Source organism: Mesorhizobium sp. M7A.F.Ca.CA.004.04.2.1, from assembly GCF_004022825.1.
In the GTDB taxonomy this organism is placed as follows: domain Bacteria; phylum Pseudomonadota; class Alphaproteobacteria; order Rhizobiales; family Rhizobiaceae; genus Mesorhizobium.
The window spans coordinates 1-660 of the sequence record NZ_RZPH01001644.1; the positions used below are offsets into that span (position 1 = coordinate 1).

The window sequence follows — 660 nt, forward strand, 5'->3', positions numbered from 1 at the left end:
GCGTGTGGAGCATTAGGGGCGGGCGTATGGCAAGCTTTCCCCGCGCCCCGAGCGCTGCCCGCACGACGATGCGGATCGCCGCCGCATCGGGACGAGGGTGGACGGCGAGCATCTCGGCATCGCCGAAGCGGCCGGCGATCGCATCGAGAATGGCGCCGAGCTGTTCGGGCCGGGCGATTACGGCGAGCCCGCCGCGCGGCCTCACCACCGCCGCCGCACTTCTGATCCAGCTCTCGAACAGCCCGTCCTCCATGACATGGGCTTCCTTTCGCAGGCGATCCGATGTGGCGCGGTCCCGGGGGGCATTGAAAGGCGGGTTCATGATGACGAAGTCGAAGTCGTTGTCGGCGAGGCCGGCGGCCGCCCGCGCCCGGCCCGATACGGTGACATTGGCGACCAGCACGGAGGCGCGATCGCTCAGATGGGCATTGCCGGGATGGGCAAGCGTCGCCGCCGCGAAGGCCGCCATTTCCGGCGCGCGTTCGACAAGCACCGCCTCTGCCGCCGGGCAGCGTGACAGCACCGCCAGTCCGGCAGCTCCGGCTCCCGCGCCGAAATCGGCCAGGCGCCCGCCAAAGGTCGATGGCACGGATGCCGCCAGCATCATCGCATCCATGCCGGCGCGATGGCCGCCCTGCTTGGGCTGGACGAGCCAGAACC

At 70.5% G+C, this 660-nt stretch carries 1 protein-coding gene; it reads right to left on the reverse strand.

Going from position 1 to position 660, the window contains the following annotated elements:
- Positions 1 to 660: methyltransferase (locus tag EN893_RS36695; RefSeq protein ID WP_128362296.1), on the reverse strand; the 660-nt coding region annotated here is incomplete at both ends.